24 protein-coding genes and 2 pseudogenes are annotated in these 19,888 nt (G+C 66.7%); 11 read left to right on the top strand and 15 right to left on the bottom strand.

Going from position 1 to position 19,888, the window contains the following annotated elements; genetic code table 11:
• Nucleotides 1-134: 134 nt before the first annotated feature.
• From DIE15_RS37030 to DIE15_RS17630, 4 genes are all read right to left on the bottom strand, one after another.
• The gene (locus DIE15_RS37030) at nucleotides 135-302 is read right to left on the bottom strand and encodes a hypothetical protein (protein WP_175825902.1); all 168 of its coding nucleotides are present in this window, start codon (nucleotides 300-302) and stop codon (nucleotides 135-137) included.
• Nucleotides 303-317: 15 nt separating this feature from the next.
• Nucleotides 318-671: a hypothetical protein gene (locus DIE15_RS17640; protein WP_124833941.1), complete on the bottom strand. Its 354-nt coding sequence runs from the start codon at nucleotides 669-671 to the stop codon at nucleotides 318-320.
• Complete coding sequence (locus DIE15_RS17635) at nucleotides 668-1,426, bottom strand: hypothetical protein (RefSeq protein WP_244104879.1); 759 nt, start codon at nucleotides 1,424-1,426, stop codon at nucleotides 668-670. The genes DIE15_RS17640 and DIE15_RS17635 overlap by 4 nt, the downstream gene beginning before the upstream one ends.
• A 74-nt stretch (nucleotides 1,427-1,500) precedes the next feature.
• Nucleotides 1,501-1,848, bottom strand: coding sequence for a hypothetical protein (locus tag DIE15_RS17630; RefSeq protein WP_124833940.1), 348 nt, complete (start codon nucleotides 1,846-1,848; stop codon nucleotides 1,501-1,503).
• A gap of 57 nt (nucleotides 1,849-1,905) precedes the next feature.
• On the opposite strand from DIE15_RS17630, the gene DIE15_RS17625 reads away from it, so the two are divergent.
• Together DIE15_RS17625 and DIE15_RS17620 are read left to right on the top strand one after the other, a co-directional pair.
• Complete coding sequence (locus DIE15_RS17625) at nucleotides 1,906-2,190, top strand: hypothetical protein (protein WP_260428282.1); 285 nt, start codon at nucleotides 1,906-1,908, stop codon at nucleotides 2,188-2,190.
• Between the two features lie 114 nt (nucleotides 2,191-2,304).
• A complete protein-coding gene (locus DIE15_RS17620; protein WP_124833939.1) occupies nucleotides 2,305-2,871 on the top strand; it encodes a hypothetical protein in 567 nt (188 codons plus the stop codon).
• A 30-nt stretch (nucleotides 2,872-2,901) separates the two neighbouring features.
• Here the strand turns inward: DIE15_RS17620 and DIE15_RS17615 are convergent, their stop codons facing one another.
• The gene (locus DIE15_RS17615) at nucleotides 2,902-3,777 is read right to left on the bottom strand and encodes a LysR family transcriptional regulator (RefSeq protein ID WP_044848057.1); all 876 of its coding nucleotides are present in this window, start codon (nucleotides 3,775-3,777) and stop codon (nucleotides 2,902-2,904) included.
• A gap of 161 nt (nucleotides 3,778-3,938) precedes the next feature.
• Between DIE15_RS17615 and DIE15_RS17610 the strand changes: the two genes are divergently transcribed.
• The 3 genes and pseudogenes from DIE15_RS17610 (at nucleotide 3,939) to tam (ending at nucleotide 6,496) form a co-directional block, all read left to right on the top strand.
• Complete coding sequence (locus DIE15_RS17610; RefSeq protein ID WP_124833938.1) at nucleotides 3,939-5,267, top strand: DUF3422 family protein; 1,329 nt, start codon at nucleotides 3,939-3,941, stop codon at nucleotides 5,265-5,267.
• Nucleotides 5,268-5,297: 30 nt separating this feature from the next.
• The gene (locus DIE15_RS17605) at nucleotides 5,298-5,498 is read left to right on the top strand and encodes a hypothetical protein (protein ID WP_124833937.1); all 201 of its coding nucleotides are present in this window, start codon (nucleotides 5,298-5,300) and stop codon (nucleotides 5,496-5,498) included.
• A 212-nt stretch (nucleotides 5,499-5,710) separates the two neighbouring features.
• Nucleotides 5,711-6,496: pseudogene (gene tam, locus DIE15_RS17600) on the top strand (trans-aconitate 2-methyltransferase).
• Nucleotides 6,497-6,538: 42 nt separating this feature from the next.
• On the opposite strand, the gene DIE15_RS17595 reads toward tam, so the two are convergent.
• From DIE15_RS17595 to DIE15_RS17575, 4 genes are all read right to left on the bottom strand, one after another.
• The gene (locus tag DIE15_RS17595) at nucleotides 6,539-7,129 is read right to left on the bottom strand and encodes a GNAT family N-acetyltransferase (RefSeq protein ID WP_057926357.1); all 591 of its coding nucleotides are present in this window, start codon (nucleotides 7,127-7,129) and stop codon (nucleotides 6,539-6,541) included.
• Nucleotides 7,130-7,767: 638 nt separating this feature from the next.
• Nucleotides 7,768-7,911: a hypothetical protein gene (locus DIE15_RS37730; RefSeq protein ID WP_260428281.1), complete on the bottom strand. Its 144-nt coding sequence runs from the start codon at nucleotides 7,909-7,911 to the stop codon at nucleotides 7,768-7,770.
• 166 nt (nucleotides 7,912-8,077) lie between these two features.
• Nucleotides 8,078-8,758 carry an HAD family phosphatase gene (locus tag DIE15_RS17580; protein WP_124833935.1) on the bottom strand — a complete coding sequence of 227 codons (681 nt, stop codon included), beginning with the start codon at nucleotides 8,756-8,758 and terminating at the stop codon, nucleotides 8,078-8,080.
• A gap of 31 nt (nucleotides 8,759-8,789) precedes the next feature.
• Nucleotides 8,790-9,731, bottom strand: coding sequence for a choline ABC transporter substrate-binding protein (locus tag DIE15_RS17575; protein WP_409364303.1), 942 nt, complete (start codon nucleotides 9,729-9,731; stop codon nucleotides 8,790-8,792).
• A 267-nt stretch (nucleotides 9,732-9,998) separates the two neighbouring features.
• Here DIE15_RS17575 and DIE15_RS17570 point away from each other — a divergent pair, with 267 nt between their 5' ends.
• From DIE15_RS17570 to DIE15_RS17555, 4 genes are all read left to right on the top strand, one after another.
• Nucleotides 9,999-10,679, top strand: a complete 681-nt coding sequence (locus tag DIE15_RS17570) for an MgtC/SapB family protein (protein ID WP_057926359.1) — start codon at nucleotides 9,999-10,001, stop codon at nucleotides 10,677-10,679.
• A 43-nt stretch (nucleotides 10,680-10,722) separates the two neighbouring features.
• Nucleotides 10,723-11,490, top strand: a complete 768-nt coding sequence (locus tag DIE15_RS17565) for a DeoR/GlpR family DNA-binding transcription regulator (protein WP_057926360.1) — start codon at nucleotides 10,723-10,725, stop codon at nucleotides 11,488-11,490.
• 115 nt (nucleotides 11,491-11,605) lie between these two features.
• Nucleotides 11,606-12,100, top strand: coding sequence for a molybdopterin-dependent oxidoreductase (locus DIE15_RS17560; RefSeq protein ID WP_057926361.1), 495 nt, complete (start codon nucleotides 11,606-11,608; stop codon nucleotides 12,098-12,100).
• 120 nt (nucleotides 12,101-12,220) lie between these two features.
• Nucleotides 12,221-12,544 (top strand): winged helix-turn-helix domain-containing protein, encoded by a 324-nt coding sequence (locus tag DIE15_RS17555; RefSeq protein ID WP_057926362.1) that lies wholly within the window; start codon nucleotides 12,221-12,223, stop codon nucleotides 12,542-12,544.
• A gap of 34 nt (nucleotides 12,545-12,578) precedes the next feature.
• Here DIE15_RS17555 and DIE15_RS17550 read toward each other — a convergent pair.
• Both DIE15_RS17550 and DIE15_RS17545 read right to left on the bottom strand, forming a co-directional pair.
• A pseudogene (locus DIE15_RS17550) lies at nucleotides 12,579-12,950 on the bottom strand (DUF2325 domain-containing protein); the annotation flags it as partial.
• A gap of 22 nt (nucleotides 12,951-12,972) precedes the next feature.
• Nucleotides 12,973-13,464, bottom strand: coding sequence for a hypothetical protein (locus tag DIE15_RS17545; RefSeq protein WP_124833934.1), 492 nt, complete (start codon nucleotides 13,462-13,464; stop codon nucleotides 12,973-12,975).
• A gap of 331 nt (nucleotides 13,465-13,795) precedes the next feature.
• Between DIE15_RS17545 and DIE15_RS17540 the strand changes: the two genes are divergently transcribed.
• Both DIE15_RS17540 and DIE15_RS17535 read left to right on the top strand, forming a co-directional pair.
• Nucleotides 13,796-14,608: a class I SAM-dependent methyltransferase gene (locus DIE15_RS17540; protein WP_124833933.1), complete on the top strand. Its 813-nt coding sequence runs from the start codon at nucleotides 13,796-13,798 to the stop codon at nucleotides 14,606-14,608.
• 148 nt (nucleotides 14,609-14,756) lie between these two features.
• Nucleotides 14,757-15,161 (top strand): nuclear transport factor 2 family protein, encoded by a 405-nt coding sequence (locus tag DIE15_RS17535; RefSeq protein WP_057926454.1) that lies wholly within the window; start codon nucleotides 14,757-14,759, stop codon nucleotides 15,159-15,161.
• A 20-nt stretch (nucleotides 15,162-15,181) separates the two neighbouring features.
• Here DIE15_RS17535 and DIE15_RS17530 read toward each other — a convergent pair whose 3' ends face one another.
• The 4 genes from DIE15_RS17530 to DIE15_RS17515 all read right to left on the bottom strand — a co-directional run bounded on the left by DIE15_RS17530 (nucleotide 15,182) and on the right by DIE15_RS17515 (nucleotide 19,742).
• A complete protein-coding gene (locus DIE15_RS17530) occupies nucleotides 15,182-16,225 on the bottom strand; it encodes a GNAT family N-acetyltransferase (protein ID WP_260428280.1) in 1,044 nt (347 codons plus the stop codon).
• Between the two features lie 3 nt (nucleotides 16,226-16,228).
• On the bottom strand, nucleotides 16,229-17,710 hold the full coding sequence (locus DIE15_RS17525) for an aldehyde dehydrogenase family protein (RefSeq protein ID WP_124833932.1): 1,482 nt from the start codon (nucleotides 17,708-17,710) through the stop codon (nucleotides 16,229-16,231).
• A gap of 38 nt (nucleotides 17,711-17,748) precedes the next feature.
• Nucleotides 17,749-18,699: an agmatinase gene (gene speB / locus DIE15_RS17520; protein WP_124833931.1), complete on the bottom strand. Its 951-nt coding sequence runs from the start codon at nucleotides 18,697-18,699 to the stop codon at nucleotides 17,749-17,751.
• A 188-nt stretch (nucleotides 18,700-18,887) separates the two neighbouring features.
• Entirely contained in the window at nucleotides 18,888-19,742 is an 855-nt protein-coding gene (locus DIE15_RS17515) for a helix-turn-helix transcriptional regulator (RefSeq protein WP_124833930.1), read from the bottom strand.
• Nucleotides 19,743-19,888: the final 146 nt, after the last annotated feature.

Raw genomic sequence — 19,888 nt, 5'->3', positions numbered from 1 at the left:
GCGGCCGCGCGCGATGCGGGCGAACTGCCCGGAGGCGGCGAATCATACGCACAATGAAAGCAACGTCCGGCATCGCGGACGCCGAGCGTCGGGATGGCACACAGTGTATCGGCGCGGCGTGGGCCATTGTCCTGTCAGCGTTGACGGGGCGCACACGCGACTTGTGCTGGAATCACTTTGCCCGCGTCGCCGGTCGACGCGTCGTACTTCTCGAGCGACAGCACGTGCTGCGCGTCGACCGTGGACGCCGGCGTGATCTTGCGTGCTGACCGGTGACCCAGCCAACAGACGCGGAGGGGCATGCCCTTCATGCGACGTTACAGGTCTGGATCGAGACCGAAGTGCAAGAGCGTCTCCCGGCGACAGCGTGCTTCGGCGTCGGCCATCGAGATGACGCGCAGCGTGCTCTTGGATCGATCGATTCGCCCGACGTCGAACACTTTTACTTGAGATGGCACAGCCTGCGTGCCGGCCGGCTGTGTATCGTGTTCGACAGCCGACGTGAGTACGGCATGCGAATGATCGTGATGGCGTTCACGCGCGATGAGCTCGTCAATGAGCTGTCTGAATTGCGAGAAGCGAATGGGGGGACGCCCGTTCATTGTGCTAGGGCGCCTGTCCGCAGGCTTTGCGATCCGGAATCCGCTGATCGCACGGTGCTTTGGGGTCATCCGTATATCCCTTTTTCGATCAAGTATTGTTGCAGCGCCAGCACTGACTCGCCATGAGGTGCTACGTTGAATGTCATTGCGCGATGCGTCCCGGCGGCACGCCAGAAGTCGCGTCCGGATCGCGTCGCGTAAAGGGCACGCAGTGACCGAAGCGATCCGTCGGCCAACCCGACCGGATAACCCTGGAAATACTGGAACAGTGCGGCCTCGTCGCGTTGCGGGTCGGGAATGGGCGCATCGAAGCCGAACCTTGGCCATGCGTAGTACCCGTAGAGCCGAGGCCCGCCGGGTTCTGGCGGCGCTTTGCGGCCACCTATTGCGAACGTGGTGATCCAGTCGATCCCCAACCTATCACACGCCCTGACGATCCGCCACAGCATCGTCGCGCCGAGTCCCGCGACAGCGTTATCGACGAGATCGATGGTCCCGAGTTCGAGTGCGGACGTGTCCGGGGTTTGAAGGACGGACACGCGATTCGTCGATCGGATCAGTATCGGATGAGTGACGGCGAATGTCAGTCTGTTCGCGCTGTCGAGATAAGCTTGAATGTCCGACCCAGCGGGCGCGCCGCACAGCGAAACCAGCAATTCGTCGGAAACGTGACCGTCGACGCCAAGCAACGAGGAGATGTCCAGATCGTTTCGATCGATCGCGAGCCGATCGTCGAAGTACGTTGTCTCGTACGGCAGAACATGACTGAGATCGACACGCTGGACGGGCATGGTTACTGGCAAGGCATGGAAAGCTCCCAGCATATCGGCACGGAGCAGGCTCGCCGAGTCGACCGATCGGCCAGATCGCAGGGCTGAGCGCCAGTCTTTCGCCTGCGTTACGGTCTGCTACCCGACGATCCGATCTCATTGATCGAAGCGATGGCCGACGAGCGGCGGCGGGCGTCGCTCGAGGCGTTCGCGTCGCGGAACTGCCGACGCGCGGGCGCGGCCGGCGGAAGTCGGGGGAGCGAGGAAGCCAGAAAGCCAGAAAGCCAGAAAGCCAGAAAGCCAGAAAGCCGTCGGACGGACTCGCCGCCGAACGGCCAACAGCGCGCATGCATGCCGGCATGCCGTTTTTGCATTGCAATGCCGTTTTTTTGCACGGTATTGATGCGGCGCCTTCTAAGCTCGGAATGTGTCCAACAGCCGGGACGCCCGCCGTCCTCGCCATGAGCTTCATCCATCCCGTCCCCGCATTTTGATGCCCAGCTGCGCGCCGGCCCTGCGGCACCACCATTCCGTTGCCACCGCCGCGAGCGCGCCTGCAACTGTCCGTCACGCTGACGGCCGACACCGGCGCGCTCGCGCACGCCCGGCTCGCAGCCCTGCTGCACTCCCCGCTCGGCGTGTATGTGGTCAGCGCGCACGCCGTGCGCGACGTGATCCGCGTGCAATTCGACATCGTGCCGGAGGATCTCGACTTCACGCTGCACATGCTGATCGCGCAGCAGACCGATGCCGTGATCGGCCCCGTCGCCCGCCGTTTGCACGTCGGCGCACCGGTTCGCCCGGCCGGGGAACGCTGATTGCTCCTTTGATTTGCCGCCGTTGCGCCGGTCGCCGTGCTGTCCGCCGGCCGGTCGCGGCGGACGTTTGTGCGCCGCGTCGTACGCGGCGCTGGCCCTTGACACGGAGGATCCATGTACTTCACGGAAGAAGTGCACACCGCACGTCCGGCAAGCGGCCGCGCGGGCGTGGTGACGCTGCCGTCGGGCCGGCAGCTCGCCCGGCAGTTGCTGGTGACGGTTCGCGTGGCGGATGTGCTGCTGCGCCAGGCGATCCGGGTGCCGGATCGCCATCAATGGTCGGTCGACATCGAACGCGTCGACGCGGCAGGCGGCCCGCTGGCCGCCTGGGATTCGCACGTGATGCTGCGGGTCGCGAAGGCGTTCGCGCCGTCGGTCGATGCGAACGCGCGCGCCGGCGATCCCGATCAGGTTGCAGTCGAAATCCGGCTGTTTCTTCCCGAGCAGGCATATCTGGGCGAACAGCGGGTCGGCATCTTCGGCCGGCGGAACGGCAAGCGGTTCGGCGCCACGCTGTCGGTGACGGCCGGCTCGCAATGGGGCGGCCGGCGCAACGAATGCGTTCCGCACAACGGGCGGCATGTGCACGGCGACACGCTGGAAGCGCTCGTCGACACGGTGGCGGCCATCGTCAACGCGGCGTTGCTCGCGGCCGGCCATCCGCGTCCGGACGGTTCGTGACGATGCAGCCGGCGCGCGCCTGACCGTGGTTCAGGCGTCGCCGGTCTGGCCGGTTTGCCGCTGCAGGTCTTCCATCAGTTGTTCCGCGAGAAAGTCGCACGGCGGGCGCTTCGATTTCGTGCTGCGCGCGAGGATCAGCTCCAGCGGCGGCAAATCAGGCAGCCCGTGCGAGCGGCCGAGCATCGACAGTTGCGCCGGAATCGCGCAGCGCGCGAGCGGCGCGACCGCGAGGCCGGCCTCGACCATGCTGAGCAGCCCGAGCAGGCTCGGGCTTTCATAGGAAGTCCGGAACGGCAGCTTCGCGCGTTCGAGGCTGCGGATCGCGTTCTCGCGTGCGACGCTGCCCGGCATGAACACCGCGATCGGCAGCGGCCGTTCTTCCCACACGCGCGGCCCGTTCGTCATCGCGGCCCACGCCATCGGCTCGTGGCGGATGAAGTCGCCGGACAGCCCCTTGATGCGCGTGCCGCACACGAGGTCGACGGTGCCGTCCTTCAACAGCGGTGCGAGCGCGCTGCTCGGCAGCCCGATCACCTGGATCTCGACCTTCGGATAGGTCGCGGAGAACTTCTTCAGCACTGACGGCAGCAGCGACGACGCATAGTCGTCCGGCACGCCGATGACTACCTTGCCGGTCACTTCCGGCCGCACCACGGCCGCCCACGCCTCGTCGCGCAGCGCCAGCATTCGTCTGGCAAATCCCAGCAACACCTCGCCTTCGCGCGTCAGCACGATGCTGCGCGGCTTGCGCACGAACAGCGGCCGACCGATCGCATCCTCGAGGCTCTTGATCTGCATGCTCACGGCCGACTGCGAGCGGTTCACCGCTTCGGCGGCGCGGGTCATGTTGCCGGTTTCCGCGACGGCGACGACGGTGGCCAGCACGTCGTGATCGAGCATCTTCATCGGTATCAGGAAAACTGAACGTAACGATCAGCATTATGCGTTTTTATTGTCGCTGTGTGTCTGCCATAGTGGAATCAAGCCAGCCGTATCGTTCGATGCGGTGCGGCAATTACGCCGGCGTGCCCGGCATGCAGCGTTGAACAGGGAAGAGTGGTGTACCGATGATGGATCATCCGTTGCGCGCCGCACTGGCCGCGGAATTGCATGCCCGGCCGTTCCTGCGGCTCGCCGAAGCCGTGTCGCTCACGCACTACGCGATCTATGCGGACGGCCAGCCCGACATCCACGAAACACTGCTGCATGCGCTGTGCCGCGACACCGGCATTGCCGAGCCGCAAGACGGCGCGACCCACTACGCGGTGCAGTCGCCGTGCGGCTGGCATCTGAAGTGGGAACGCCACACCGAATTCTCGACCTTCACGTTCGTCGCGCCGCGCCGCGACACCGGCTATTTCGACGATCTCGCGATCGAGGGGATCCCGGCCGCCTGGTTCGCGCGGCTCGCGGGCATCCGCTTCGTCGCGGTGCGCATGGAGTTGCTGTCGGGCGACGCCGCGCGGCTCGTGTGCGGCGACCTGCGCCGCTGGATCGACGGGCCGGCGCTCGTCGGCAGCAATGTGCTCGGCGGCGGCAAGGTGTTTTGCGACTGGCACGTGCGCGACGACGGCTTCATGCGCTTTCTTGTCATCGACGAGGATTTCCGCGAGGAGCAGGGCGGCCGTCTGCTGCAGCGCCTCTACGAAATCGAGACGTACCGGATGATGGCGCTGCTCGCGTTGCCGGTCGCGCGGCGGATGAGCCGCGAGCTCGACGAGATCCACGCGGCGCTGCATGCGCTGATGCAGCGGATGGATGCGAGCGGCGCCGTCGGCGACGACGCGGCCCTGCTCGTGAAGCTCACGCATCTCGCGGTGCGGGTCGAAGCGCTGTCGGGCTCCGGCGGCCGCTTCAGTGCGTCGCGCGCGTACGAAAAGCTCGTGCTGGCACGCATCCAGGAATTGCGCGAGGAGCGCATCGAAGGGATGCCGACGATCGCGGAATTCATGGAGCGGCGCTTCGCGCCTGCAATGGAAACCTGCCGCAGCGTGTGGGCGCGTCACGAGCAGATCGCGGCGCGGATCGCGCGCGCGGTCGACCTGCTGCGCACGCGCGTGAATCTTGCGCAGGAAAAGGACGTGACGCGCTTGCTGGCCGGCATGGAGCGCACCGCGCGCAACCAGCTTCATCTGCAGCACGCCGTCGAAGGGCTGTCGGTGGCAGCCATTTCGTACTACGTGCTGTCGCTCGCAACGGCGGCATTCAAGGCGCTGCACGTGATGAACCTGCCGGTCGATCCCGAACTGGCGGAAGGCCTGCTGATCGCGCCGGTCGTGTTCGCGGTGATTCATATCACGCGACGCACGCGCGCGCAGCTCGCGCGCTCGGAGGCCGCGCATGACGGCACGTCCGTGCCAACCGTGCATGCGGCCGCGTTGAAACAGGCCAATTAGAACATCGACAACATATCAAAAGGAGTGGAGATGACTTTTACGCAAACGCAATCCGGGTTTTTCACGGGCCTCGACGCATTCGACCAGCCGGTCCGGGACGACACCGGCGCACCGGAAGAAGCGCACGTGACGTCGTATCAGGCCGTGCTGCAGGAGCCGATGGCGTCGCTCGTCGGCAGCACGATCGATCGGCCGGATGTCGCGGCGGTGGCGATTCTCGGGTACAACTGACGCGCGTTCGTATCGCATCGTTTCGATGTAGCGCAGGCGTTCCGGTCGATTCGCGGATCGGACGCCCGCGCGGGACATGTCGTGCCGCAAGCTCGGCACCGAGCACCTGACCGACCGCGAGATCTGCATCCTTGCGAGCAGAGATCGCAGAATGCGCGGCATCGACGGCTGTCGGTATCCCGACGCCGCCCACGCCGACCAGGAGGCATACCGTGACGACCCCACTCGATCAATACGCCAGGCAGTACGTGCGATTCGAAGACGAACGCACGCGCCCCGTCCGCGACTTGCTGGCCGCGGTGCCCGATACGCCGATCCGTACCGCGATCGACATCGGCTGCGGGCCCGGCAACTCCACCGAGGCGCTGATCGCGCGCGCGCCGGACGCGACGATCCGCGGCATCGACGCGTCGCCGGACATGATCGCGGCCGCGCGCAAGCGCCTGCCCGCGCTGCGTTTCGATCTCGCGGATGTCACCACGTGGGACGATCCGGGCGGCTACGACCTGATCCTGTCGAACGCGGTGCTGCAATGGGTGCCTGCGCACGACACGCTGTTTCCGTCACTCGTCGGCCGCCTCGCGCCGGGCGGCCATCTCGCGGTGTAGATGCCCGACAACCTCGACGAACCCGCTCACCGGCTGATGTGCGAAGTCGCCGTGGCCGGGCCGTGGGCGGACAAACTGAAGAACGCGGCGCGCACCGAGCGGTTCGACGCGCGGTACTACTACGCGCTGCTGTCGCCGTCGTGTTCGCGGGTCGATGTATGGCGCACGACTTACTACCACCCGTTGAGCGGCGGCGCCGATGCGGTTGTCGAATGGTTCAAGGGCAGCGCGCTGCGGCCGTTCCTCGCGGCGCTGGGCGACAGCGAGCGCGACGCGTTCGTCGCGCGCTATCGCGATGCGCTCGCCGGTCCGGACGGTTATCCGGTGTTTGACGACGGTACCGTGCTGCTGCCGTTTCCGCGACTATTCATCGTCGCGACGCGGAAGTAACGCATAAGCAAGGCCGGCTGCGAGTCGGCAGGCTGTCGCGGGTCAGGGCAGCGGCCGCATCGATTCGGGATCGACCGTCCGGCTCTTCGCGGTCTGCCCGTCGCGCAGATCCTTGTACCAGAAGAGGGCGACTTCGCCGTCGTTCGCGCCGTCGGCGTACAGGAAGCGGTCGTGGCCGCCCACGACGAAGCCCGCGCGGGCATACGTGCAGCAGGCCGCGACGTTGTTCGCCTGCGTTTCCAGCCGCATGAAGCCGAACCCGCGGCTGCGCGCCCACGCTTCCGCGGCGGCCAGCAGGAACTGGCCGATCCCTTGCCGCCGGCAAGTGCGATCGACCGCGAGTTCCGCGATTTCGGCCATCCCGTTCCAGCTTTCGGTGATCGCGACGAATCCCGCGAGGCGCCCGCCCGCGGTCGCGCGGAACAGCGCGGTGCCGCCGGACGCCTCGCGCGCCCAGCCGGCCGGGTCGAAGCCGTAGTCCTTGCGCTGCACGGGAAGCGCGCGCAAATCGAGCAGATCCTGGTACGGCGCATTCAGCTCCCACGCGATCTCGAACGAAAAGTCGCATCCGTTCAATTCGTCGGCGGGCAGATCGACCGCCTGTTCGATGCTGATGTGCTCGGCTCGGTCCATGTGTCGGTGTCCTGTCTTCAGCGGGATTACCTGGTATTTCCCCGGGGCGAGGGCCCGCCGCTCCGAGGCGGTCGGGTCGCGCCCATTCCTGTCTTGAATTGCTGCGCTCGCACAATGCCTTCCCCTGCGGCGCCGTTCAACGCCCGATTATGCGGGATATCGGCGCGGACCCGGCCGAGCTTGGGCCGGCGGCACGGGATCGCAGATCCCGGCCAAGCCGATCAATCGCCGGAGCGTTGTTGCACAGCGAAGCGCCGTGCAGCCACACAATGCAACGGTGCAGAACGCGATATATTCGATGGTGCATATCGAAACGGCAATCGATTGCACTGGCCCACATTCACCGGCACGGGAGCACCATCTCGAACTCGACGCACGGGGAAGCCGTCGTCGAACAGGAGCCACGCATCGTACCGGCCCGACGCCAGCGCGGTATTGGTCGTCGGCGAGAACAGCAGCAAGCCCGTGCTCTTCGGCAGGGATGCCCACGACTTGTCGTTGCCCTTGGTCGGTTGCGCGCCGCGTGCATAGATACCGACCCAGTTCCTATGAGTAGCCGGCCGCACGGGCCGGACGGCGCCGCGCTTCAGGCGCCGCGCGTTGCATCGGCAGTCGCGCCGGGCATGGGCATGTGCCCGTCAGTGGCAAGCGATCGCGCAGTGCAGGACTGGTGCTGCGGCCGGGCCCGATGCCGATGCCGATGCGCGGTTCGCGGCGAGGTTGCCGGCCGCGCCGGCGTCCCCGTCGCCGCAACCGGCCAGCGTGCAGAACAGTGCGATCATGAAGGCGCACGCCAGCGCGGAAAGCGGCTTTCCGTGCCGGCCGGCGGAGCGAGGTGGTCACGATCCGATTCGAGTCGGATTCCTGAGCGATGGTGATGCGTCGTGCCCGTTCCTGATTTCAGGGTACCTCGTGGCATGAAATGGACGGCGGAGCATATCGTCCGAATCAGAACAACGTCATGACAGGCCATCCGCGCGTGCCGGCAACCTGTGACAGCCGTGCATCGGGATTGGTCGCGACCGGATGCGTGACGTAGTCCAGCAACGGCACGTCGTTGATCGAATCGCTGTAGAAGTAGGTCCGTTCGAAATCCGATGGCGCGTAGCCGAGCGAATCGAGCCATGCGGTCGTGCGCACGACCTTCCCTTCGCGAAAACTCGGCACGCCGATGCTGCGTCCGGTGAACTGTCCGGCCGGCGTGCCGTCGTCGGTATCGAGTTCGATACCGAGCAGATGCTCGACTCCAAACTCGGCGGCGATCGGCCCCGTCACGAACACGTTGGTCGCGGTGACGATGCAGCAGAGATCGCCGTTCTCGCGATGGCGATCGACCAGCGCACGCGCTTGCGGCGTGATGGCCGGCCGGATCACCTCGTCCATGAACTGCGCGTGCCAGCGTTCGAGCTGTTCCCGCGGGTAGCGGGTGAGGGGTGCCAGCGTCACCGCGAGATACGCGTCCATGTCGAGCGTGCCGGCCGCGTAGTGGCCATAGTGCTCGTCGATCAGTGCCGCATGCGTGTCGTCTTCCAGCGAACCAACCCGGGTGATGAAGCGGCCCCAGGCCTGGTCGCTGTCGAGCGGCAGCAGCGTGTGATCGAGGTCGAACAGCGCGAGATTCTTGTGCATGTAAAAGTCCTTGTATTGCTTGCCTGCGTGCTTACGCGCCGATGTGTTTCTCGATCGCGTCCTTCGCATTCTTCCCGTCGATGGTCGTGACGCCGTCGAGCCACTTCGACAGCACGCCCGGGTTCTTCTTCGCCCACTCCTTCGCGACCGCGACCGGATCCGCGTGATTCATGATCGGAACCATCAGCTGGTTCTCTTCGTCGGTCGTGAACTTCAGGTTGGTCAGCAGGCGGCCGACGTTCGGGCAGCGTTCGAGATAGCCGGGCGTGACGAGCGTATAGACCTTCGCGGACCCGTAGTTCGGGCCGAACACGCTGTCGCCGCCTTCGAGGTACGAGATCTTGTAGTTGATGTTCATCGGGTGCGGCTCCCACGCCAGGAATACGATCATCCGATGCTCCTGCACGGCTCGCGTCACCTGGACGAGCATCCCGGCCTCGCTCGACTCGACGAGCTTGAAGCCGCCGAGCCCGAATTCGTTCTTGTCGATCATCCGCTGGATCAGCGCGTTGCCGTTGTTGCCGGCGCCGATCCCGTAGATCTTGCCGTCGAGCTGATCGCGAAACTTCGCGATGTCGGCGAAGCTCTTCAGGCCCTTGTCCGACGCGTATTGCGGCACGGCCAGCGTATAGCGCGCGCCGACCAGGTTCGGCTGCGGCAGCAGATGCACGGCGCCGGCATCCACGAACGGCTTCACCGTCGGCGTCATGCTCGGATCCCAGTAGCCGAGGAACGCATCGATCTGCGCTTTCTTCACGCCGGCCAGCACGATCGGCGGCGACGCGATCGTCTTGCTGGCTTCGTAGCCGAGCCCGTCGAGCAGCATCATCGCGACGCCGGTCGTGGCCGCGATGTCGCTCCAGCCGACATCGCCGAGCGTCACCTTCTTGCAGACGTCGCCTTCGGATGCGTGAACGGGCGCCGTCGCGATCGACGCGAGCAGCGTTGCGGTCAGCATCCATGCTTTCTTCATCATCATCTTGGTCTCCTAAGCAAGTGTTCCGGATCGGGTTGCGTGAATGGTCCGACGATCGATCGTATTGATCGGATGAAACGAGCGAACTTGGGTCTAGCTGTGTGGTTTTTCGTAACGTATATTAGAACGCACAAATTCGCAAGTTCGCACAAAAATACAACTTGCGACGTGTGCGGTTCGTCAGGCATTCGAAAGCAGACGAAGTCGGGTGGCGGTCCGGGCGGGCCGCGTGTCATCAAGTCGGTTAAAGGAAGGAGACCTCGCATGATCAGTCAGATGGAAATCATTTCCCGCCTGTTGCTGGCCGCATTGCTCGGCAGCATCATCGGCATCGAACGCGAGCGGCTGTCGTGGGCGGCGGGGCTGCGCACGCACATGCTGGTGGCGGTCGGCGCGGCGCTCGTGATGGTCGTGTCCGCGTTCGGCTTCGCGGATATCCAGAACGCGAAGAACGTGTCGCTCGATCCGTCGCGGGTCGCCGCGCAGGTCGTGTCGGGCATCGGCTTTCTCGGTGCCGGGTCGATCATGCTGCGCGGCGAGATCATCCGCGGGCTGACGACGGCGGCGAGCCTGTGGGTCGTCGCGGCGGTCGGACTGGCGGTGGGCGGCGGCATGTACGTCGCCGCGATCGCCGCGACGGCGATCGTGCTGACGATCCTCGCCGGCCTCAAGCCGATCGAGAAACGCTTCTTCGCCGCGCGGCAGCGCTGGGGCGTGCGCATCCTCGCGAGCCGCGGCGCGGTGAAGCTGACGTCGCTGCAGGCGATGCCCGGGATCGACCAGGCGCGCATCGTCCAGTTCATCATCGAGCAGGACGACGCGACGCCGGACGACGACCGGATTCATGTGGTGTTCTCGAAGATGACGAGCCGCGAATGCCAGGCGGTCCGTCAATCCCTGCAGACCCTCGTCGGCATCAAAAAGATGGAGGAAAGCGCCGCGTAGCCGCGGTTCGAATACCATTGGCGTTCATTTCCGAGGACATTTCATGTGGCAAGAAGAGCGATATCAGAGGATTCGGCTTCTGTTATCGAAGATGCAGCGCGTCTCCACCGACCGGATCATGGCCGACCTGAACGTATCGCGGGAAACCGTGCGCCGCGATCTCGTCGATCTCGAGGCGATGGGGGAACTGAAGCGCGTGCACGGCGGCGCGGTGCAGGTGGGCGACGAAGCGCCGATCGCCGAACGCGCGCAGACGCACGTGAAGGCGAAGCAGGCGATCGCGCGCGCCGCGGCGCGGCTCGTCACGGGCTCGCAAACGCTGTTCATCGACGCGGGCACGACCACCACGCTGCTGGCCGAGGAACTGGCGAAGCTGTCGGGCCTCACGGTCATCACGAACTCGATCGACGTCGCGCTGAAGCTGCGCTCGAGCGACCCCGGGCAGGCGAGGAACGAAACGATCCTGCTCGGCGGGATGATCGGCAGTCGCGCGGCCGCGACGGTCGGCGACGGGACGATCGCCGAGATCTTCCGCTATCGCGCCGATCTGGCGTTGCTGTCGCCGGTCGGCGTCGACCACGTGCGCGGCGCGACGAACTACGACCGGATGGAAACGGAAGTCGCGCGAGCGATGGTGGCCAACGCGGCGGACGTCGCGATCCTGGCCGACTTCAGCAAGCTGGGCACGAACAGCCGGATCGGCTTTTGCGAACCCGCGCGGATCGGCACGCTCGTGACGGACCAGAAGGCGGAATCGGTGGACAGCTACAAGAGCATCAGGAAGGTCATCAGGAACATCGTGCTGTCCTGACGCAAGGCGTCGAGCCGCGCGCGATCGGGTGCCGTGATCCCGCGCATGGCGTCTGCATTCCGTGTTGCGGACGTTTCCCAACGTAATATATGGACCGATACACCGGAGGCGGACGATGGAGATGACAGGCACGACAGCGCGCTCGGCGCATCAGGAGGAGACAGCGGGTTCGATCGCGCTCGCGGGCGCCTTCGAGCGGCCGACGACGCTGACGCTCGACGACCTGCGCCGCCACGCGTGCGTGAGCGCCGAGCCGTTCGACCTGCGCTGCTTCACGACGAACCGCTTCATCCGCGCGGTTCGACCGTATCGCGGCGCGCGGCTGAAGGATCTCATCGAGGCAGCCGGGCTGCGCAACGACATGCCGGGCGACTTCAAGCGGATGGTGTTCATCGCGTATGCGCACGACGGCTACGCGGTCACGTTCTCATGGCACGAACTGTTCAACACGCCCGTCGGCGAGCGCGTGATCGTCGCGTACGAATGCGGCGATGCACCGCTGTCGATCGACGATGGCGCACCGCTGCTGTTTTCCGGCGCGGACGTGCTGCCCGCGCCGCGTCACGTGAAGCGACTGGCGGGGATCGTCGCACGCGTGCTCGAGGTCTGAGCCGCAGCCGCAGCATGCTGGTTTTGCCGCGCCAGCCGTCGTGTATGCTTGCCCGCATCGTTTAACCGGCGGAAAAACATGAAGACTTCGGCACACCCCAAGCCAGAGGTGCGGTTCAGAATGCGCATCCAGCAGGCTGACACGATCGCGCTCGGGCCGGGCAAGGTCGCGCTGCTCGAGGCCGTGCGCGAGCACGGGTCGATTTCGGCGGCGGCGCGCAGCCTCGAGATGTCATACCGGCGCGCGTGGCTGCTGATGGACGAGCTGAACCGGTCGCTGAAGTCCCCCGCGACGGTTTCCGAGCACGGTGGCCAGAGCGGTGGCGGCAGCGTGCTCACGCCGGTCGGCGAAGAAATCATCCGGCTCTATCGCGACATCGAGGCACGCGCTTATGCGGCTTGTGCGGGCGAGATCGCCGCGCTGACCAAAATGGTGCGCCGCTGAGGCTCGTGCTGTCGGGGCATTGCCGGCGTGCGGCCTAACCATGCCGCAGGCAGAAGCGCGATGCTTCGCCCGTCTGCGCATCCGGCGGCATGATCTCGCGCGCATGCGCATCGAGCCGCCCGATCAGTTCGACGAAACTGGCGACGCTCGCGGTCCGCAGCGGGTAGTACGCGATCTGCTGGCGTTCGCACTTGCGCTTGAGCAGGTTCACCGAATCGTGGTCGACGCAGTCGACCGGGAACACCACCATGTTCGCGCTCGGCAGGGCGACGGCCGGCAGGCCCTTGCCGTCGTGCAACGTCAGTTCGCCGCCCGCCGCCCGCCGCCCGCCGCTTGCCGTCTCGACGATCCGCCGGATCGCGCGGTTCGACCCGAGCCGGCCGCAGACGTAGACGCACGAAATGCCGGGGAAATACGCGCTTCGCGGCTCAGCAGAGGACGGCGGCTTCCGGGCGCGATGCGGGCATGTGACGTTCGATCACGTGTTCGACGCACAGTCCGACCAGCAGCACGTCGACGCGCTCCAGCGCGGCCACCGTGTCGCACATCGCGGCGGGGTCGTTGCTGAACGCGTCGGAGAACACGTCGTCGCGCGTGCGTTCGAGGTCGTGTGCCAGCCCGATCGCGCGTTCGAGGTCGGACAGCCGCGTGAAGCGGGCGGCTCGTGCGTCTCGCTCGAGCATCGCCAGCAGGTCGCGCAGGCTCAACGCAGGCAGCGTGTCGTCCGTCGCGGCAGAGAACACCCGGATGAAGCGCATGACGCTGCCGCGCAGGCGCCGGAACGCATCGACGACATCCGTGACCTGCTGCGCGCGACCGTCGCTCGGCAACGGTCGCAGCGTGCTGATCTTGCGCGTCAGTGTCGGCGTCGGGGCGCGTGCGGTGCACAGCGGGGCGCGGTCCGTCGGCGTGAGGGGCATGGCGTTTCTCCGGTGGTGCAGATGGCGATATATTCTATGGGATATAGCGATGACGCAGCGAACGCGTTTCGCGGATTTCGATCGATGTCGCTGATCGGCCCGTTGCCGTTGCGCGTTTTCGACCCGGAAAACGCGACCTTGGACATGCATCTGCCGCCTCCGCCGTTCGCCGGTTCCAGCGCCTATCATGTGTGAAGCCTGTCCTGTTCCGGCAGGCGCGGCCGCCATGCCGGCCGCCCAAGGACGAGCATGTCGAAAGCGTGCCGGCATGCGCTGGCGTGACCCGCAACGGATGCGCAAACGCGTCACTCGACGCTTGCAAGGGGGCGTGATGACCGATCGCGACAAGGTGTTCGCGGGCTCGATTCCGGCGTTCTACGACACGCTGATGGTTCCGCTGATCTTCGCGGCCTATGCGGCCGACCTGGCGGAGCGCGTCGCCGCCTTCTCGCCCCGCTCGGTGCTCGAAACGGCCGCCGGCAGCGGCGCGCTGACGCGGGCGCTCGCGGCGCGACTCGGCCCTGGTGTGCGCTACGCGGTGACCGACCTCAACCAGCCGATGCTCGACTATGCCGTCACCAGACAGGAGCCCGACAGCCGTATCGAATGGCGGCAGGCCGACGCACTCGACCTGCCGTTCGACGATGCGTCGTTCGACGTCGTCTGCTGTCAGTTCGGCGCGATGTTCTTTCCCGACCGGGTCGCCGGCTATGCCGAGGCGAGGCGTGTGCTGGGGCCAGGCGGGCGCTTCGTCTTCAGTGTCTGGGACCGCATCGAGGAAAACGTCTTTGCCGATGAAATCACCCACGCCGTCGCGGTGCTGTTTCCGCACGACCCGCCGCGATTTCTCGCCCGCACGCCGCACGGCTATCACGATATCGCGCTGATCCGCGAGGAACTGCGCCGCGCGGGCTTTGCCGACGTGGACATCGCGACGCGCGAGAAGACCAGTTGCGCGGCCTCGGCACGCGATGCCGCCACCGCTTATTGCGTGGGAACGCCGTTGTACGACGAAATCGTCGCGCGCGATGCCGGCGTGCTTCAACTGGCGGTGGACCACGCGACCGAGGCCATTGCCGCCCGCCATGGCGACGGGCCGGTGGTCGGCAAGATTCAGGCGCATGTGATCGTGGCGGCAGGATAGCGGTACCGCGCATTGCTCATACCCAATCCACTCGACCCGATTGTTCGCGAACCCGGTGCGTGCCGTCCCGCGGTTCGACTATGCTGAATTGTCTGCGGCCGGATTTCCGCGCCGCAACGCGGCGAACCGGCGATGGCGGGAGGGCGCGATGAGCGAGCAAGGCAACGTGCAACTGGTGCAGCAAGCGTACGCGGCGTTCGGCAGGGGTGATATCGGCGGCGTCCTGCAGACGCTGTCCGAAAACATCGACTGGTTCATCCCGGGGCCGCCCGACGTCGTTCCGTTCGTCGGCAGGAGACAAGGGCCGCGGGAGGTCGCGGAATTCTTCGCGGCACTGGCGTCGACGCAGACCGCGGAACGGTTCGAGCCGCTCGAGTTCATCGCCAGCGGCAACCGGGTCGTCGTGCTCGGCACGCAGCGCTGGCAAGTCCTTTCGACCGGGCGCACGTACGAGGACGACTGGGTGCACCTGTTCACGATCGAAGGCGGGAAGATCGCGACGTTTGCCGAGTACCACGATACCGCGGCCGAGGCGGCCGCACATCGATACTGACGGCGCCGCGCGCGGCGGTCTCACATGAAGCCCGGATTCCGCGGGAGATAGCGCGTCCAGTCGCTGCAGTCGTGCGTGGACATCGACACCATTGGAAGCGTGAATCGCATGCACCGGCTGGCCGCGATTGCCAGCGCATCGCTCGTTCCGGGAACGAACGCGGAGACCTGCGTCGCGTCGCCCGCGACGGCCAGCGCCAGTGCCGCACGGAATGCATCGGGCATCGCATGTGCGTGCATGACCGCCAGCGGACCGATGTGGCCTGTGGCGGCAACATACGCGTAACCGACACGCTCGCCTCCGTCTTCGAGGAACACGCGTTGCATCGTCGGATCGGCCGCCAGGTACCGATGATGTTTCTCTCGCGAAACACCCAGCGTGGCGAGATCGATTCGCCGCAGCATGTCGAGATCGTCGCCGGTCATCCGGATCGGTGTCGTGCACAGCGCGGGACCGGGCGCGTGGCGCGCCAGCGCGTCGCGCGCGGCGCTGCACAAATGGATCGGCACCCGCGGAAGCAGGCCGTGACGCACATACAGCCCCTGGGAAACGACGTTGAACGCGAAGGTGATCAGGCTCTTTTCGGTCGCGCCGACCGCGCTTGCATGCTGGAGGGTGCGCTCCAGCAATGCGTCGCCGATGCCCTGTCCCTGACGGCCGGGGGCGACGAACAGTTCGGCAAGGAACCAGAGCCGATCGCATACCCAGCTCAGGGCAAAGCCGACGATCTCGCCGCCGTCCTCGGCCAGCCACACGCCGCGCGGATCGTCTCGAAGGCAGAATGCCTGGAAATCCGGCGGTCGCGACGTCGCGACCGGTCCGAAACCGTGGCGGACGGTCAGGTCGTTGATGCTGTGTACGACCAGCGCTTCGGCGCACGCCAGTTTGTCGGCGCTTGCAGGTTGGATGACGAGCGGCATGGGCACCTCTCGCGGGGCAACGTCTTGATGTATAGCAGACGGTCGAGGCAGACCCAAGCGCGCGATGGCCGCACCGGCCCGCGTCGGTCGTGCGCGACGCCGCCCGACCGGGCACGGCGTCGCCAGCGGCCTGGCCGGCCGCACGGGTCAATCGATCGCGCGCATCGCGTGGCGCAGTTCCTGGTAGCTGCGCAGGCCCGTCACGCCGAGTTCGCGGCCGATCCCGCTGAGCCCGAAGCCACCCCAGCACACCTGCGGATAGATGAGCTGCGGCGCGTTGATCCACACGAGCCCGGCGCGCACGCGCGCCTGGAACTGCTTCGCGATTTGTGCATCGCGCGTCACGACGGTCGCGACGAGCCCGTAGCACGTGTCGTTCGCGAGCGCGATCGCCTCGTCGTCGGTGCGGAACGACTTCACGCACGCGACCGGGCCGAACACTTCGTCGGTCCACAGCAGGTTGTCGGCGGCCGGTTCCGCGATCACGACGGGCGCCATGAAGAAGCCGTTGCCGCCGGCCTCGGCGACGCGCCCGCTGAACGCGACGCGCGCACCGGCCGCGATGCCTTGCTCCAGCATCGCGTCGACGCGTGCGCGCTGCTCGGCCGAGATCATCGGCCCCATCCCGACCTGCCCGGTGGCGGGCGGCGCGACGACGAGCGCGCGCACGGCCGTCTCGAATGCGGCCATGAAGCTGCGGTAGAGGCTGTCGTGCACGAGGATGCGTGCGGTGGCCGAGCACATCTGGCCGGCGTTCGTGAACGCGCCGGCGACGGCGAGCGACACCGCAACGTCGAGATCGGCATCGTCGCGCACGATCAGCGACGACTTGCCGCCGAGTTCGAGCGTCACGCGCTTCATGTCCTCGGCCGCGGCCTGCATGACCTTGCGCCCGGCAGCCGTGCTGCCGGTAAACGAGATCTTGTCGATCAGCGGATGCGCGGTCAGCGCCGCGCCGACTTCGGCACCGCCGTTCACGACGTTGACGACGCCGTCCGGCACGCCGGCTTCGGCGATCAGGTCGAGCAGCGCGTGTTCGGCCGGCGACGTCAGTTCGGACGGCTTGAGCACGACCGTGCAGCCGGCTGCGAGCGCCGGCGCGAGCTTCCACGCGGTCGTGACCATCGGGAAGTTCCACGGCACGATCAGCGCGGCGACGCCGACCGCGTCGTAGAAGCGCTCGGCCGCGACGGCGTCGCTCGGCAGCGCGACCGGCTCGGGCGCGAACAGCGCCGGGTCGTCGCACAGCTGCGCGTAGTACGCGAACGTCGCGGCGACGTCGCCGACGTCGGCGTCGGCCTCGAACGGCGGCTTGCCGCTCACCCGCATCTGCAGCGCCGCGAGGCGCTCGCGGTTGGCTTCGACGCACTCGGCGATCTTCGCGAGCAGGCTGCCGCGCTCGGCGGGCGGCGTGCCGCGCCAGTTCGCGAGCGCGTCGCGCGCGGCGCGGACCGCGGCGTCGACGTGTGCGGCGCTCGCGAATTCCTGCCAGCCGATCGTCTCGCCGGTCGAGGCATTGAAGATCGGCGCGCCAGCTTCGTCGGAATGCGTGCGCACGGGCTGACCGGCAATGCGCGCGGCGGGCAGCACGAGCGTCGCGGCGGAAGGGGAAAGCTCAGCGGTGGACATGACGGTTTTCCTGTCGAACGGATTGGCGGATTATCGAATCAGCGGTAGGCGACGCCCGGCATCACGCAGAGCATCTCGAACGCGAGGTTCGCGCCGACGAGCGCGGTGGTGCCGGTCGGATCGTACGGCGGCGACACTTCGACGAGATCCGCACCGACGATGTTCAGCCCCTTCATCCCGCGAATGATCTCGAGACCCTGCTGCACCGACAGGCCGCCGATTTCCGGCGTGCCGGTGCCGGGCGCGAACGACGGGTCGAGGCCGTCGATGTCGAAGCTGAGATAGACCGGCGTGTCGCCGATGCGCTCGCGCACCTGCGCCATCAGCGGCGCGAGCGACCTGTTCCAGCATGCTTCCGCCTGCACGACGGTGAAACCCTGCTGGCGGCACCAGTCGAAATCCTCGGCCGCGTAGCCGGTGCCGCGCAGGCCGATCTGCGTGACCTTGTCGCATTGCAGCAGGCCGTCCTCCACCGCGCGTCGAAACGGCGTGCCGTGCGCGATCTTCTCGCCGAACATCGTGTCGTTCACGTCCGCGTGCGCGTCGACGTGCACCACGGCGACCTTGCCGTACTTCCGGTGCAGCGCGCGCAGGATCGGCCACGCGATCGTGTGGTCGCCGCCGAGCGTGATCGGCCGGCAGCCGTTCGCGACGATCTCGTCGTAGGCCTCTTCGATGCGGCGCACCGAATCCTTCAGGTCGTACGGGTTGGTCGCGACGTCGCCGATGTCGGCGACCTGCAGCGAATCGAACGGCGCGGCGCGCGTGGCCATGTTGTACGGGCGCAGCAGCACGGATTCGGTGCGGATCTGGCGCGGGCCGAAGCGCGAGCCCGAGCGGTTGGACGTACCGAGGTCGAGCGGCACGCCGACGAAGCACACGTCGAGGCCGTCGGTCGTGTCGGCCTGCGGCAGGCGCATCATCGTGGCGATGCCGCCAAAGCGCGGCATCTCGTTGCCGCCCATCGGCTGGTTCAGTTCGCGGTGCATGGGGCCGTCTCCTCTTTTCGGTGAAAAACGATCGGCCGATGGTAGAGGAGAACGCGAGCGCGAAGATTTTGAAGTCGCAACGTTTACATCGACGGATCTCGATGCGAGTGGCGCCGCCGCATCGACGCGGCGCAACCATCAGCGCAGGCGTTCAGCCGGCGACGGCGGGCGGCGCGTCGTCGTCGTCGTCATGGCGCCGTGGCGGCAGGAAACGCCGGCGCGGCCGAGCCCCATGCGGCGAGCTCGCGCTTCGTGCGCACGCCGAGCTTCGCGAACGCGCGCTTGACGTACGACTCGGCCGACGCGACGCGCACGCCCAGGATATCGGCGGTCTCCGGCACGGTCTTGCCGGAGATCAGGTGCTTGCAGGTTTCGTATTCGCGCTTCGACAGCTTCACGCCGTCGGCCGCGATCCGCGCATCGAACTGCGCGAGCGGATGCACTTCGGGCGTCGGATGCGCGATGCGCCGCGCGGCGGTGGTCGACGCATGCAGTTCGAGCAGGGGGAACAGCACGTCGCTGATGCTGCGAAAGCGGTTCATCTCGGCGAGCGTGAACGGCGGTCGGTCGCGGCCGCGTTCCAGCGCGATCGAATGCTGCGCATAGCGGGTGCCGCGCGCGAGCACGCATTCGTGGCCGATATGCACGTCGTCGAATATCCGCTGGCGGAATTCGCCGGGCGGGATCGCCGCGATGTCGCGCACGACGAGCATCGTGCCCGTCTTGCCGCGCAGCCCCGCGAACAGCGGGTCGCTGTCGAGAAAGCGCTCGTAGTAGAGCGTCATCACGTCGGAGATTTCGGCGGTCTCGGTGCCGATGCCGCTGCTGCCGATCCATTCGCAGCGATAGCCGGTGGGCATGGTGCCGTCGACGCGCGAGCGTTCGACGTGCGCAACGTCGAGCGGCACCACTTCGTTGAGCAGTTGCGTGAGGCGCGGCACGAAGTGCGGCGTGCCGACCGTCTCGATCAGCTCGCCCAGCGCCTTGAACGACACGTTGAAGTGGTCGGTGTCGCGATGGAAGGGGTTCACGTTGAGCAGCATGCGGTTCCCCGGTGAAAAGCGGGCCGGATTGTAGCGGTTGCAACGGCAAACGTCATTAAGGGGAAATACGGTACGGAGTCCTGCGACCTTGCGCGCCCCGGAAAACGTGCGTTGTCCCCCCCGAAGGGGGGCATACCGGGGCAGTG

The sequence above is a fragment of the Burkholderia sp. Bp9031 genome (genome assembly GCF_003857965.1).
Classification (GTDB): domain Bacteria; phylum Pseudomonadota; class Gammaproteobacteria; order Burkholderiales; family Burkholderiaceae; genus Burkholderia; species Burkholderia ambifaria_A.
This window is presented reverse-complemented; position numbering and strand designations above follow the sequence as displayed.